The organism is Aminobacter aganoensis (assembly GCF_014206975.1).
GTDB classification, from domain to species: Bacteria; Pseudomonadota; Alphaproteobacteria; order Rhizobiales; family Rhizobiaceae; genus Aminobacter; species Aminobacter aganoensis.
Genome location: NZ_JACHOU010000003.1, coordinates 1 through 13,075, shown reverse-complemented (window position 1 = coordinate 13,075; position 13,075 = coordinate 1). Strand labels below are relative to the sequence as shown.

Below are 13,075 nucleotides of genomic sequence, written 5' to 3'. Positions count from 1 at the left end.
CCTTCTCCCCGTGGAACGGGGAGAAGGAAGACGGCCGCAACGCCGACGCCCCCCTCGCCCCGTTTACGGGGAGAGAGTAAGGGTGAGGGGCAGCGCTGTCCTTGCCGGACAATCGACACCTGATGGCCTTCTTCCCGCATCTCCTGCTTGCCACGCTCGAAGGGCTGGTCACCTCGGCGGTGCTGGCGCTGACGGCGCTCGGCCTGTCGCTGGTGTTCGGGGTGATGCGCATCGTCAACGTCGCCCATGGCGAGTTCTTCATGCTCGGCGCGGTGCTTGCCTGGGCGATCACCACTGCCGTGAGCGGCCACCCGGCGCTCGGCTTCGCCGCCGCCCTGGTGCTGTCGCCGCTGATCGTCGGCGCCATAGCCTGGGTGTCGGAGCGGCTCGTGCTGCGGCGGGTCGAATACAACCCGGAGGCGACGATCGTTGCCACCATCGGCCTGCTCTACATCATCCAGCAGCTGGCGCTGACCTTCTATGGCCCCGAGGCGCGGCCGGTGGCGCCGCCCTTCAACGTCCGCATCCAGCTGCCCTGGTTCGGCTATTCCGGCTACAAGCTGTCGATCATCGCGGCCTCGGCGCTGCTGCTGCTTGCCACCTGGCTGGTGCTGACCCGCACGAGGATCGGCCTCATCATGCGGGCGACGCAGTATGACCGCGAAACGGCGCAGGCCTTCGGCATCCCGGTGGGCCGCGTCTATGGCGCGGTGTTCGCGCTCGGCGCCATGCTGGCGGCAATCGCCGCCGTGCTGATCGTGCCGATCCAGCAGGCGCATTACCTGATGGGGCTCGACCCGCTCCTGCTGTCGTTCATCGTCGTCATCATCGGCGGGCTCGGCTCGCTGCGCGGCACGGTCATCGCGGCGCTTCTGATCGGCGTGTCCGACGGCATCATCTCGATGTTCTTCTCGCCGACGCTGGCCAAGATCATCGCCACGCTCGTCGTCGCCATGGTGCTGGTGTTCCGCCCGCAGGGCCTGTTCGGAACGGCAACGAAATGACCGGAGAGGGAGAAGCGGCAAGGGTCTACGCGTTGCATGTGGCGGTCATCGCCCTGCTCGTCGCGCTGAACTTCGTGCTGCCCGAATATCATCATGGCGTCCTGGCGCGGGTGCTGGTGCTCGCCGTCTTCGCCATGGGCTACAACCTCTTGTTCGGCTATGTCGGGCTGCTCAGCCTCGGCCATGCGATGTTCTTTGCCGCCGGGCTCTATGGCGCCGGCCTGCCGCTCTATCATCTCGGCTGGGGCGTCGTGCCGGCCTTTGCCGGTGGCATTGGGGCAGGGTTCGTCGTCGCGCTGGCCGTCGGGCTGCTGGCGCTTCGCACGTCCGGCGTCGCCTTCATGATCGTGACCATGATGTTCGCCCAGGTATTCTACCTCACCACGCTCTATTTCGGCGAATGGACGCGCGGCGACGAAGGGCTGGTGCTGCAGCAACAGGCGCGGCGGATCACGCTCGGCAGCGGGACGCTCGACCTGACCAACCCGGTGACGCGCTATCTCACGGCGGTGGCGCTGTTTGCCGCGGCCCTGTTCGCCACGCTTGCCATCGTGCGCTCGCGCCACGGCCGTGTCCTCGTTGCCATCCGCGAGAACGAGGAGCGGACGAGGATGCTCGGCTACGACACCTTCGCCAACAAGCTGACGGCGGTGGTGATTTCGGGCATCATCTGCGCCGCAGCCGGTGCCGCCTACGCGCTTTTGTTCGGCTATGTCGGCTCGACCTTCGCCTCGGTGCAATATTCGATCCTGCCGCTGCTCTGGGTGCTGCTCGGGGGCGCTGCGACGACGCTCGGGCCGCTGATCGGCACGCTGTTCATGTACTACGTCATCGACATCACCAGCGGCTTCACTTCGGCCTACATGCTGGTTGTCGGCGCGATGCTGATCCTGCTGGTGTTATGGTTCCGCAAGGGCATTCTCGGCACCTTGCGCGAGCGCTGGCTCGGGTGGCTGCCATGACGGCGCTGCTGACCACGACAGGGCTGTCGCGCCATTTCGGCGGCCTGCGCGCCGTCGACGACGTCGACTTCTCGCTCGAGCCGGGCGAGATCCGGGCGGTGATCGGCCCCAACGGTGCCGGCAAGACGACCTTCGTCAGCCTCGTCTGCGGCCGCTACGCGCCGACCTCCGGCAGCATCGTCTTCGACGGAGAGGACATCACCGACATGCCGGCGCATATGAGGGTCCGGCGCGGCATCGCCTACACGTTCCAGATCACCAGCGTCTTTGCCAATCTCAGCGCCTACGAGAACGTGGCCCTGCCGGTGCAGCGGACGCTGACCGACGGGCGTTCGCGCGGTGCGGTGCGGCAGGGCGCGATGGAGGCGCTGGAGCGCGTGGGGCTCGCAAACCGCGCGCACGAGCCGGCAGGTGCGCTGGCCTACGGCCACCAGCGCCTGCTCGAGGTGGCGATGGGCCTGGCGCTCAAGCCGCGGCTGCTCATCCTCGACGAGCCGACGCAGGGCCTGTCGGACGGCGAGATCGAGAACTTCATCGCCCTGGTGCGCGAGATCGCCAGGGATGCCACCGTGCTCCTGATCGAGCACAACATGCAGGTGGTGATGGAACTGGCCCGGCGCATCACCGTGTTCAACGCCGGCAGGATCCTGGCCGAGGGCAGCCCGGCCGAAATCCGCGCCAACAGCGCCGTTCAGGAGGCCTATCTCGGCACCGTGCGGGAGGCCGGCGCATGAGCGCGGCGCTGACGATCGGCGGCCTCGACTGTTTCTACGGCGAGGTGCAGGTGCTGCACGGCCTCGAGCTCGAGTTGCGCAAGGGCGAGGTGTTGTGCCTGCTCGGCCGCAACGGCGCCGGCAAGACGACGACGCTGAAGACGATCATGGGGCTGGTACCGGCGCGTGCCGGCTCGATCAAACTGGCCGCGCGCGAACTGACCGAACTTGCGGCGCATGAGGTGCCTAAGGCGGGCGTCGCCTACGTGCCGCAGGGCCGCCGCCTGTTTGCCGAACTGACGGTGGCCGAGAACATCGAAATCGGCCTGATGACGCGCAACAAGGGCAAGGCCGTGCGGGAAAGCGTCCTCGACCTGTTTCCGCTGCTGCGCGACCGGCTCAGGCAGCGCTCCGGCACGCTGTCGGGCGGCGAACAGCAGATGCTGGCGATGGCGCGTGCTTTGTGTCTCGAACCCGATGTGCTGCTGCTCGACGAGCCGACCGAAGGGCTGATGCCGTCGATGATCGCCAGGATACGCGAGACCGTGGCCGGGCTGCGCGATCGCGGGGTCTCGACCATCCTGGTCGAGCAGCGGGTGGACGCGGTGCTGTCGGTTGCCGACCGTGTCGCCTTCATCGAGAACGGCCGCAACCGCGAGACAGTGGACGTCGCGCAGTTACGCGACGACCCGGCGCTGGTGCGCCGCTATGTCGGCGTAGGGTAATCGGATTGCCCCTCATCCCCTGCCGGACCTTCTCCCCGTCATGACGGGGAGAAGGATGCCGGCCGCAACGGTGACGCCCCCTCGCCCCGTCCTTCACGGGGAGAGGGTAAGGGTGAGGGGCAATCTCGCCCTCAGCCGAAGAACACGAAGCCCGCGATCAGGAAGGTCGGGATCAGCACAAGCCCCGACCAGAGCATGTAGCCGAAAAAGCCCGGCATCCTGATCCCGCTCTCGCGGGCGATGGCATAGACCATGAAATTGGGCGCGTTGCCGATGTAGGTGTTGGCGCCCATGAACACCGCACCCGCCGAGATCGCCGCCAGGGTGCTGGCAAACGTGGTCATCAGCACCTTGGGATCGCCGCCGGCGAGTTCGAAGAACACGAGGTAGGTTGGCGCATTGTCGAGAAACGACGACAATGCGCCGGTCAGCCAGAAATAGGCGAGGTCGTTCGGTGCGCCGGTCGGCCCGGTGACCATCGCCACCAATGGAGCGAAGGCCCCGTCCAGGCCCGCCCGCAGGATGGCGATGACCGGCACGATGCAGATGAAGATGCCGGCAAACAGCTTGGCCACCTCGAGGATCGGGCCCCAGTTGAAGCCGTTGGCGGCGCGATACTCCTTGCGGGTGATGCGCAGCGAAACCAGCGCAAGCACCACGATGATGGCGTCGCGGACGAGATTTTGCAGCTCGACGTGCACGCCCTGGATGGTGAAGGCCGTGCCCGGCTTCCACGACGCCGACAGCAGGATGGCGCCGACGACGCCGGCGAGCAGGACGATGTTGGCGCGGCCGCGGATGCGGACCCTGGAGTCCGGCGTCGGGTCCTTGATCTTGGGCTGGCCCTTCTCGCGGCTGTGCAGGAACCAGTCGAGGGCGAGGAAGACGCCGAGCACGATGCCGCCGACCAGCAGCGTCTCGCGCCACAGATTGGCCGTCGTCCAGAAGAAATCGACGCCGCGGAGGAAGCCGACGAACAGCGGCGGGTCACCGAGCGGCGTCAGCGATCCGCCGATGTTCGACACCAGGAAGATGAAGAAGACGATGACATGGGCGTTGAACGGCCGGTTGTCATTGGCGCGGATGATCGGGCGGATCAGGATCATCGACGCACCGGTGGTGCCGACCACCGAGGCGAGCGCTGCACCGATCAGCAGCAGCGCGCCATTGACCATCGGCGTGCCGTGGATATTGCCGGCAACCAGGATGCCGCCGGCGATGGTGAACAGCCCGAACAGCAGGATGATGAAGGACATGTATTCGAGCAGCAGCGCATGCAGCACCGCTTCCGACGATACGCCGAGACCGTGGAACCACACCATCGGCAGGACGGCCAGTGCCGCCCAGCCGGCGGTGATCTTGCCGTAGTGATGCTCCCAGACGTGATGATAGAGCAGCGGCCCGGTGGCAATGCTGAGCAGCAGGCCGGCAAAAGGCAGTGTCCACCACAACGACATGGCCGCACCGGGCAGCCCTTCCGCTGCCAAGGCCGAACCAGCGGTCAGGAGCAGCCCGGACAGCGCCAAGGGAGCTGCCGCAATATGCACGAATTTCATGTCGTCCCCTCAAGCCGGCGCGAAACGCCGGTTCACCCTTACCCCAGAACGGATGCTCAAACGAGCCTGACGCCGGCGTCGCGCATCTTGCCGATCATGATGTCGAGCGAGCCGCCGAGATCGATGGCCCGGCAGGCATCGAGCCGCACCGTGGTGGAGAAACCCTGCCTGACCGCATCGAGTGCCGAATAGGCGACGCAAAAATCGGTCGCGAGGCCGACCAGGGTGATCGAATCGATGCCGCGTTCGTCGAGATAGCCGGCAAGGCCGGTCGGCGTCAGGTGATCGTTCTCGAAGAAGGCCGAATAGCTGTCGATGCCGCCACGAAAGCCCTTGCGGATGACCAGCTCGGACTTTGCCCAGGCGAGGCCGGAATGGAAATCGGCGCCCTTGCTGCCCTGGATGCAATGGTCGGGCCACAGCGTCTGCGCACCATAGGGCATGTCGATGGTCTCGAAGGGCTGCTTGCCTTGATGGCTGGAGGCAAAGCTGGAATGGCCGGCCGGGTGCCAGTCCTGGGTCAACAGCACATGCTCGGTGTTGCGGATGAGATCGTTGACCAGCGGCATGATCTCGTCGCCGCCAGCGACGGCTAGCGCGCCGCCGGGGCAAAAATCGTTCTGTATGTCGATGACGATGAGCGCATCACCAGCCATGGAGCCTCCATCAAACCTGCGTCGAGTGGAGCCGCCGTCCCGGCGGCCGCTGAAACTCGACCAGATGGCCGCCCGCGTCAACCGCCAAACTGGCCGCGGCGGTCCAAGGGGCCGGCCCTCACGCGACGTAACGGCTTTGACAAAAGGTCGCAGCGAGCTATCATTTGCATGCGAATGAGTTTTGTCCGGCGGCATGCCGGGAGGCATTGCGTGACCCGTTACGCGAAACCCAAGACGCTCGATGAAGCGCTCGCGCTGCTCAGCGAAGGGTCGTGGCGCATCCTGGCCGGAGCGACCGACTTCTACCCCGCCCTCGGCAGCCGCCCGCTGCAACAGGATGTCATCGACATCAACGGCATCGCCGCGCTGCGCGGCATCGCCTGGACCGACAGCCATCTCGTCATCGGCGCCCGCACAAGCTGGACGGAGTTGCTGCATACGCCGCTGCCGCCGGCCTTCGACACCCTGAAGCAGGCGGCGCGCGAAATCGGCTCGGTCCAGATCCAGAACGTGGCGTCGGTCGCCGGCAACATCTGCAACGCCTCGCCGGCGGCGGACGGCGTTCCGGCGCTGCTGGTGCTTGATGCCGAGCTTGAGCTGCGATCGCGGCACGCCACGCGGATCGTTGCGCTGCACCAGTTCGTCGTCGGCAACCGCAAGACAATCCTGCGGGACGACGAGATGGTGACCGCGGTGCGGGTCCCCAGGGCGACGACTGCCGGCAATTCGGCCTTTTACAAGCTTGGGGCGCGGCGCTACCTCGTCATCTCCATCGCCATGGCGGCAGCGCGCGTCGTCCTCGACGGCGAAGGACGCATGACCACGGCAGCGGTCGCGGTGGGTTCGTGCTCGGCGGTGGCGCAGCGGCTGCACGGGCTGGAGCGCGAACTGGCCGGCCAGCCTCCGGAGCTCATCGAACGGATCGTCGGCAGTGCTGCCTTCGTCGAATTGTCGCCGATCGACGACGTGCGCGCCACTGCCGGCTACCGGCGGGCGGCGGCGCGGGAAATCGTGGCGCGCGCGCTGGTGCAGGCGGCAGGCGCGAGCGACAAACGGGCGGCGGCATGAAAACCGAGCGCGCGCCGATCGGCTTCATCGTCAACGGCGCGCCGGCGTCGGTGTCGACAGCGCCGCTGCGGCGGCTGTCGTCGGTGCTGCGCGACGACCTCGGGCTCACCGGCACCAAGGTCGGCTGCGATGCCGGCGATTGCGGCGCCTGCACGGTAATGCTCGACGGCGAGCCGGTCTGCGCCTGCCTGTTGCCGATGGCTTCGGTGGAAGGTGCTGCGGTGCGAACCGTCGAAGGTCTCGGCGGCGGCGGGCTGTCTGCCCTCCAGGCCTCGCTGCTGGCCCATGGCGCAGCACAATGCGGCATCTGCACGCCGGGAATCCTCGTGGCGGCGACCGCGCTGCTCGAACGCAACGCGTCTCCCAGCGAAGCCGAGGTGCAGGATGCGCTGGGCGGTGTGCTCTGCCGCTGCACCGGCTATCGCAAGATCGTGGCAGCGGTCCTGGATGCGCATCGGCACCTGCCGGGCGGCGATCCGGATTTGCGCCTGCCGCCCGCAGGCCAGGCGGTCGGCGCCTCGCCGGTCAGGCTCGACGGCGTGGCGAAGGTGACGGGTGCCGAAAAATTCGGCGGCGATTCGTTCCCCGCGGATGCGCTGTCGGTGCTGGTCGTCCGCTCGCCGCACCACCGCGCCGCGTTCAGCTTCGGCGATCTCGACGCCTATATCGCCGGCAATGCCGGTGTCGCGGCCGTCTTCACCGCCGCCGACATTCCCGGCGTCAACTGCTTCGGCGTCATCCCGCCCTTCGCCGACCAGCCGGCGCTGGCCGATAGCGAGGCCCGGTTCCGCGGCGAGGCGGTGGCGCTGGTGGCCTGCGAAGGCTGGGTCGCCCGCGAACTCGACCTCGCCGAATTCCCGATACAATGGCACGAGCTGCCGGCAGCGATGGAGCCCGCCACGGCACAGGCGGCGGGCGCCGCGCTGGTCCATGCCCACCGGCCGGACAATATCCTGGTGCAGGGCGTGGCCGAGCGCGGCGATCCTGAGACGGCGCTTGCCAATGCCGCTGTCATCGTCTCGAGCGAGATCGAAACCTGCTATGTCGAACACGCCTATATCGAGCCGGAAGCCGGCTATGCATTCGTCGACGACGGCGTGCTCACCATCGTCGCCTGCACGCAGGCGCCGCACATGGACCGCGACGACACGGCGCGGGTCCTCGGTCTCGCGCCTGACAAGGTCCGCGTCGTGCCGACTGCGACCGGCGGCGGCTTCGGCTCGAAAATCGATGTCTCGCTGCAGCCGCTGATCGGCCTCGTTGCGCTGAAGACCGGCCGGCCGGCGGCCCTTGCCTATACGCGCACGGACTCGATGGCCTCGACCACCAAGCGCCATCCCGCCGCCATGCAGGCGACGATCGGCGCCGATGCCGACGGCACGATCCGCGGCATGGTCTTTTCCGGCGACTTCAACACCGGCGCCTATGCCAGTTTCGGACCCACAGTCGCCAACCGCGTGCCGGTGCATGCATCGGGCCCTTACGCCACGCCCAACTACCGCGGCGTCGCCCGCGCCATCCACACCAACGGCCCGGTGTCGGGCGCGTTCCGCGGTTTCGGCGTGCCGCAGGCGACGCTGATGCAGGAAACGCTGTTCGACGCGCTTGCCTATCGCCTCGGCATCGACCGCCTGCAAATCCGCTTGCAGAATGCCCTTCGAAACGGCTCCGAAACGGTAACTGGCCAGCGGCTCGAAGCCGGCGTCGGCATCGCCGACTGCCTCACTGCTCTCGCGCCACACTGGACGCGCGCACTGACGGACGCGGACATCTTCAATGCTTCGCAGAGCGTCGTCCGGCGCGGCGTCGGCATCGCCTCGTGCTGGTATGGCTGCGGCAACACCTCACTGCCCAACCCCTCGACCATCAAGCTCGGCATCACGCCCGATGGCAAGGTGGCGCTGCACCAGGGCGCGGTCGACATCGGCCAGGGCTCGAACACGGTGGTTGCCCAGATCGCCGCCGACGCGCTCGGCCTGCCGCTTGGCGATTTCACGCTGCGCAGCGCCGACACCGCAATCACGCCCGATGCCGGCAAGACCTCGGCGTCGCGCCAGACCTATGTCTCGGGCAAGGCAGCGGAAAAGGCCGCACGCACCTTGCGCGAACGCATCCTGCGCTACGCCAACGTCTCCGCGGATGCATCGCTGCAATTGCTGTCCGGCGGGCTGCTTCTGGTGCATGAGGGCGGAGAACGGCGGCGCATCGACCTGGCGCTGCTTGCGCCCGATGGCGACGGCCTCGTCTTCGCCGCCGAGGAGAGCTACGACCCGCCGACCACGCCGCTCGACGCCAGAGGCCAGGGCAAGCCCTACGCGGTCTATGGCTATGGCGCGCAGATCGCCGAGCTCGAGGTCGACATGGCGCTGGGAACGGTGAAGCTGATCAAAATCACCGCCGCGCACGATGTCGGCAAAGCGATCAACCCGCTGCTCGCCGAAGGCCAGATCGAAGGTGGCATCGCCCAGGGCATCGGCATGGCGCTGATGGAGGAATACATCCCCGGCCGCACCGAGAACCTGCATGACTACCTGATTCCGACGATCGGCGATGTGCCGCCGATCGAGACCGTTCTGGTGGAAGTTCCGGACCCGGAAGGACCGTTCGGCGCCAAGGGCTTGGGCGAGCACGTGCTGATCCCGACGGCACCGGCGATCCTCAACGCCATCCGCCACGCCACCGGCGCTTCGGTCCGCAAGCTTCCGGCAAGCCCGACGCGTATCGTGGAGGCAATAAATCGGGCCCGATCGCGATGAACGAATTGTCCGAGCGCTTCGAAACGCATGAGGCCGGCGACAGGCAGGCAGGCGAGAAGCTGCGCTGCGATGCCTGCCCGGTCATGTGCTACATCGCCGAGGGCCGCACCGGCGCCTGCGACCGCTACGGCAATTTCGGCAACCGCATCGTGCGCTGCGATCCCGTGCGCGTGCTCGACTATGCCGTCGAGCGCGGCGCCCCGCTGGTGCCGTTCGGCGACGAGCCCTGGGACGGCGAACTGGTCAACACCGGCCGGCATTTCGTCACCGCCATCGGTTCCGGCACGACCTATCCCGATTACAAGCCAGCACCATTCATCGTCAGCCAGGAGGTCGAGGGCGTCGACCTTGTGACCGTCGTCACCGAGGGCATCTTCTCTTATTGCGGCGTCAAGGTGAAGATCGACACCGACCGCCATCTCGGCCTGGAGACAGCGACCGTGCGCGCCCAGGGCGAGGCGGTCGGCCATGTGACGACGGGCGAATACGGCTCGCAGATGCTGTCGCTCGGCGGCGTGCACCACCTGACCGGCGGCTCGAAATCCGAGGGGCGGGCGACCTGCGAGACCCTGCTCGAGCTTTGCAACAAGAAGCCGGTCGAGCTGACCATCGACGGCGGCGCGACCGTGGTCGTCGAAGCCGGCAAGCCCCCGGTCATCGACGGCCAGGCCGAACACCGCATGCGGGTCGGCTGCGGCTCGGCGACCATCGGCATGTTCGGCACGCAATGGCGTGGCCTGGTCGACGAGGTGGTGGTGGTCGACGATCACATCACTGGCGTCGTGTCCGAGCACCAGGCCGGCAAGGTGCTGGGCTGGGAAGACACGGGGATCCGGATCCTCGGGCGGAAATCGACGCCGGGGCGCTATTTCAAGGTATCGGAGCCCGGTCTCGGCTGGGGCGGCACGTCGATCTCCGATCCCCTCGCCATCCTCGGCGACTGGAACGCCAAGAAGGGCGCACGGCCCGGCCTGTCGCTGCTGATGGTGTCGACGACGGGCGAGCAGTTTGCCTACTACGAGCTGGACGAGGCGCTCAAGCCAGTCGAAAAGCCGTTTCCCGAACGGCTGCGCAAGTCGGTCGGGCTGATCGAGGACAATTGTGAGCCGGCTTTGTGCACCGTGCTGTTCGTCGGCGGCGCAGGCGGTTCGCTGCGCGCCGGGGTCACCGAAAACCCGGTCAACCTGACCCGCTCCGTCCATGGGCTGAAAACCTATGTCACCGTCGGCGGGGCGCCGGTCTATGTCTGGCCGGGAGGCGGCATCACGCTGATGGTCGACGTCACCCGCGTGCCCGATGGCGCCTTCGGCTACGTGCCGACGCCGGCGCTGGTGGCCCCGATCGAATTCACGCTGCGCAAGGACGACTACCTGGCGCTCGGCGGCTACGAGGCCGACATCCGCAGCATTGGCGACGTGCTCGCGCGCGGCGGCGAATACTTCAACGAGCGGGCCGTGGCAGCGGCGATGGCGGACAATCCCTGGCCGCCGCTGGTGCAACTGCGCCGGGCTAAGCCGGGCAGTTCGCCATGAACGGCGCGCAGGCACACTGGCTGCCGGACGGGCGCCGTCTGCATCTCAACCACGGGCCGATTGACCTGATCGTCGAGGGTTTCGGCGCGAGCGACGAACTGCGCGCCGCCTATGGCCAGGCGATCGAGCGCTTCCCGGCCATATTGCCCGAATTGGTCGCAGAGCTGGGCGAGCTGCGCCGCCCGGCTTCGACCAGCCCCCGGCACTTCGCCAGCGCGACGGCACGGCGCATGGAAGCGGCGGTCGCGCCGCTGGCGCGACGGTTCATCACGCCGATGGCCGCCGTCGCCGGCTCGGTCGCCGACGAGATGCTGGCGGCGATGGTCGCCGGGCGCCGGCTCGACCGGGCCTATGTCAACAATGGCGGCGACGTAGCGCTGCATATCGCGCCGGGCGCGCAGATGTCGGCGGCCATCGCCGGCACCGGCCATGGCCTCGCCGACCGGCTGACGATCCGCTGGCAGGATCCCGTGCGCGGCATCGCCACCAGCGGCTGGCGCGGGCGCAGCTTTTCGCTCGGCATCGCCGATGCGGTCACTGTCCTTGCGGCGAGCGCGGCAGCGGCCGACGCGGCGGCAACGCTGATCGCCAATGCCGTCGACCTGCCGGGCCACCTGGCGATCGCGCGGCGGCCGGCGCGCGATCTGGCTCCCGACAGCGATCTCGGCGACAGGCCGGTGACCACCGGTGTCGGTTTGCTGACGCCGCCGGAGATCGACCGGGCGCTCGACGCCGGGCTTACGGTCGCCGACCGGATGCGGCGGCAAGGGTCGATCCAGACTGCCGTATTATTCCTTGCAGGCGAACATCGTGTCAGCGGCATGCCGGCTGAGCGGTTCACGAGGGGGGTACTGAGCCATGCATGAGTTTCCGATCCGCAAGATCGCGGTCACCGTCGAAGAGATATTCCACGATGGCGGCCCGCCCGCCCAGCAGCCGCGCCGCCGCGCTGCGGCCCTTGCGGTGGTGAGGAACCCGTTTGCCGGTCGCCATGTCGAGGAGCTGCAGAGCGCCATGGACGACCTCAAGCCGCTCGGGCTGATGCTGACCGACCGGCTGATCTCGGCGCTCGGCGACGCCAGGACCATCGACGGCTATGGCAAGGGTGCCATCGTCGGCAGCGCCGGCGAGCTGGAACATGGCGCGCTGTGGCATGTGCCCGGCGGCTACGCCATGCGCGAAAGGCTGGGCGAGGCCAAGGCGATCGTGCCTTCGGCGAAGAAGCTCGGCGGTTTCGGCGCGCGCATGGACGTGCCGGTCGGGCACATCAACGCCGCCTATGTGCGCAGCCATTTCGACGCCATGGAAGTCGGCGTGCCCGACGGCCCGCGCCCAGACGAGATCGTCTTCGCACTGGTCATGACCTGCGGTCCGCGCATCCACGACCGCATGGGTGGATTGAAGGCCTCCGACATCAAGGCCTGGGATGGGCTGAGATGAGCCCGGAAGCGGTCGAGAACGACTATCGGCTGCAGGGGCAGATCGGCTTCGTCCTGCGCAAGGCGAACCAGCGCCACCTGGCGATCTTTTCCTCGCATATCGTCGACCTGACGCCGCCGCAATTCGCGGCACTGGCCAAGCTGCGCGACGTCGGCGAAACCTCGCAGAACCAGCTCGGCGGGCTGATCGCCATGGATGCGGCGACCGTCAAGGGCGTGATCGACCGGCTCGCCGCGCGCGGCCTGGTGCAGCTGGCCAAGCACGAGGTCGACAAGCGGCGGCTGATGGTGCGCCTGACCGGCGAAGGCCGCCAGATGATCGACCAGCTCGTGCCGGTGGCGCGCACGATCACCGAAGAAACGCTGTCGCCACTGTCCGCCAAGGATGCGGCGACACTGGTGGCACTGCTTTCGAAGATAAGCTGAGGGAGTAGGGAGTAGGGAGTAGGGAGTAGGGAGTAGGGAGTAGGGAGAACTTACTGCCTTGTTCTCTATTCTCTATTCTCTATTCTCTATTCCCTATTCCCTATTCCCTATTCCCTCATTTTCCCCCTCAATCGCCGTAGGGGACCCAGACGTTCTTCACTTCGACGGCACGGCGGAGGAAGGCTTCGCCTTGTGCGGTTGGCCAGTCGAGGCTGCGGCCGTGGCCGGTCCAGACGCG

The 13,075-nt window shown here is 67.4% G+C and carries 12 protein-coding genes; 10 read left to right on the top strand and 2 right to left on the bottom strand.

What is annotated here, in order from left to right; all coding sequences use genetic code 11:
- The first annotated feature begins 122 nt into the window (after positions 1-122).
- From GGR00_RS07625 to GGR00_RS07610, 4 genes are read left to right on the top strand one after another with little or no spacing between them, the layout of a single operon-like run.
- Positions 123-1,004, top strand: a complete 882-nt coding sequence (locus GGR00_RS07625) for a branched-chain amino acid ABC transporter permease (protein WP_184699435.1) — start codon at positions 123-125, stop codon at positions 1,002-1,004.
- A complete protein-coding gene (locus tag GGR00_RS07620) occupies positions 1,001-1,966 on the top strand; it encodes a branched-chain amino acid ABC transporter permease (RefSeq protein WP_184698998.1) in 966 nt (321 codons plus the stop codon). Before GGR00_RS07625 ends, GGR00_RS07620 begins: the two co-directional genes overlap by 4 nt.
- Positions 1,963-2,700 carry an ABC transporter ATP-binding protein gene (locus GGR00_RS07615; protein WP_184698996.1) on the top strand — a complete coding sequence of 246 codons (738 nt, stop codon included), beginning with the start codon at positions 1,963-1,965 and terminating at the stop codon, positions 2,698-2,700. The genes GGR00_RS07620 and GGR00_RS07615 overlap by 4 nt, the downstream gene beginning before the upstream one ends.
- Entirely contained in the window at positions 2,697-3,404 is a 708-nt protein-coding gene (locus GGR00_RS07610; protein WP_184698994.1) for an ABC transporter ATP-binding protein, read from the top strand. The genes GGR00_RS07615 and GGR00_RS07610 overlap by 4 nt, the downstream gene beginning before the upstream one ends.
- Positions 3,405-3,535: 131 nt before the next feature.
- Here the strand turns inward: GGR00_RS07610 and GGR00_RS07605 are convergent, their stop codons facing one another.
- Both GGR00_RS07605 and pncA read right to left on the bottom strand, forming a co-directional pair.
- A complete protein-coding gene (locus tag GGR00_RS07605; RefSeq protein WP_184698992.1) occupies positions 3,536-4,960 on the bottom strand; it encodes a sodium:proton antiporter in 1,425 nt (474 codons plus the stop codon).
- A gap of 56 nt (positions 4,961-5,016) precedes the next feature.
- Positions 5,017-5,616 (bottom strand): bifunctional nicotinamidase/pyrazinamidase, encoded by a 600-nt coding sequence (gene pncA, locus GGR00_RS07600; RefSeq protein WP_055981079.1) that lies wholly within the window; start codon positions 5,614-5,616, stop codon positions 5,017-5,019.
- Positions 5,617-5,826: 210 nt separating this feature from the next.
- Between pncA and GGR00_RS07595 the strand changes: the two genes are divergently transcribed.
- Genes GGR00_RS07595 through GGR00_RS07570 form a run of 6 tightly spaced genes read left to right on the top strand, consistent with a single transcriptional unit; the run spans position 5,827 to position 12,837 of the window.
- On the top strand, positions 5,827-6,684 hold the full coding sequence (locus tag GGR00_RS07595; RefSeq protein WP_055981076.1) for an FAD binding domain-containing protein: 858 nt from the start codon (positions 5,827-5,829) through the stop codon (positions 6,682-6,684).
- Positions 6,681-9,440, top strand: coding sequence for a molybdopterin-dependent oxidoreductase (locus tag GGR00_RS07590; RefSeq protein WP_184698990.1), 2,760 nt, complete (start codon positions 6,681-6,683; stop codon positions 9,438-9,440). Before GGR00_RS07595 ends, GGR00_RS07590 begins: the two co-directional genes overlap by 4 nt.
- Positions 9,437-10,972, top strand: coding sequence for a 6-hydroxynicotinate reductase (locus tag GGR00_RS07585; protein ID WP_184698988.1), 1,536 nt, complete (start codon positions 9,437-9,439; stop codon positions 10,970-10,972). The genes GGR00_RS07590 and GGR00_RS07585 overlap by 4 nt, the downstream gene beginning before the upstream one ends.
- Positions 10,969-11,838 (top strand): UPF0280 family protein, encoded by an 870-nt coding sequence (locus tag GGR00_RS07580; RefSeq protein WP_184698986.1) that lies wholly within the window; start codon positions 10,969-10,971, stop codon positions 11,836-11,838. Before GGR00_RS07585 ends, GGR00_RS07580 begins: the two co-directional genes overlap by 4 nt.
- On the top strand, positions 11,831-12,412 hold the full coding sequence (locus tag GGR00_RS07575; RefSeq protein WP_184698984.1) for an amino acid synthesis family protein: 582 nt from the start codon (positions 11,831-11,833) through the stop codon (positions 12,410-12,412). Before GGR00_RS07580 ends, GGR00_RS07575 begins: the two co-directional genes overlap by 8 nt.
- Positions 12,409-12,837 carry a MarR family winged helix-turn-helix transcriptional regulator gene (locus GGR00_RS07570; RefSeq protein WP_184698982.1) on the top strand — a complete coding sequence of 143 codons (429 nt, stop codon included), beginning with the start codon at positions 12,409-12,411 and terminating at the stop codon, positions 12,835-12,837. Before GGR00_RS07575 ends, GGR00_RS07570 begins: the two co-directional genes overlap by 4 nt.
- Positions 12,838-13,075 lie beyond the last annotated feature (238 nt).

Bases quoted from the DNA above. Each gene is read 5' to 3' on its own strand.
- GGR00_RS07625 (WP_184699435.1), top strand. From the start codon at position 123: ATGGCCTTCTTCCCGCATCTCCTGCTTGCCACGCTCGAAGGGCTGGTC.
- GGR00_RS07620 (WP_184698998.1), top strand. From the start codon at position 1,001: ATGACCGGAGAGGGAGAAGCGGCAAGGGTCTACGCGTTGCATGTGGCG.
- GGR00_RS07615 (WP_184698996.1), top strand. From the start codon at position 1,963: ATGACGGCGCTGCTGACCACGACAGGGCTGTCGCGCCATTTCGGCGGC.
- GGR00_RS07610 (WP_184698994.1), top strand. From the start codon at position 2,697: ATGAGCGCGGCGCTGACGATCGGCGGCCTCGACTGTTTCTACGGCGAG.
- GGR00_RS07605 (WP_184698992.1), bottom strand. From the start codon at position 4,960: ATGAAATTCGTGCATATTGCGGCAGCTCCCTTGGCGCTGTCCGGGCTG.
- pncA (WP_055981079.1), bottom strand. From the start codon at position 5,616: ATGGCTGGTGATGCGCTCATCGTCATCGACATACAGAACGATTTTTGC.
- GGR00_RS07590 (WP_184698990.1), top strand. From the start codon at position 6,681: ATGAAAACCGAGCGCGCGCCGATCGGCTTCATCGTCAACGGCGCGCCG.
- GGR00_RS07585 (WP_184698988.1), top strand. From the start codon at position 9,437: ATGAACGAATTGTCCGAGCGCTTCGAAACGCATGAGGCCGGCGACAGG.
- GGR00_RS07580 (WP_184698986.1), top strand. From the start codon at position 10,969: ATGAACGGCGCGCAGGCACACTGGCTGCCGGACGGGCGCCGTCTGCAT.
- GGR00_RS07575 (WP_184698984.1), top strand. From the start codon at position 11,831: ATGCATGAGTTTCCGATCCGCAAGATCGCGGTCACCGTCGAAGAGATA.
- GGR00_RS07570 (WP_184698982.1), top strand. From the start codon at position 12,409: ATGAGCCCGGAAGCGGTCGAGAACGACTATCGGCTGCAGGGGCAGATC.